The organism is Pseudomonas sp. DE0010 (assembly GCF_007680745.1).
Classification (GTDB): Bacteria; Pseudomonadota; Gammaproteobacteria; order Pseudomonadales; family Pseudomonadaceae; genus Aquipseudomonas; species Aquipseudomonas parafulva_B.
In genome coordinates, this window is record NZ_VEJQ01000324.1 from 1 (window position 1) to 230 (window position 230).

General features: G+C 71.7%; 1 protein-coding gene. It reads right to left on the reverse strand.

The genetic code is table 11. The features are described 5' to 3' along the window. A partial coding sequence (locus FS767_RS22715) for a hypothetical protein (RefSeq protein WP_144968316.1) occupies window positions 1-230 on the reverse strand: 230 nt, incomplete at both ends.

Here is a 230-nt window from a genome sequence, read left to right on the forward strand (position 1 = left end):
TCGGTGCGCAGCGCCGCGGGATAGAGGCCCTCCAGCGCCGCCAGCGGCCGCAGATGACGCTCGCCGTTGGGATGCAGGTGATAGCCGGCCTCGGCCACCGGCAGGTGATGGCGGATGCCGGTGAGCACATCCTGCAGGGCACGGCGTCCGCGGGTGTGCATGTGCACGTCGCCGCAGGCCACTGTCGGCACGCCCAGCTGCCTGCCCAGCGCCTGCAACTGCAAGAGTCG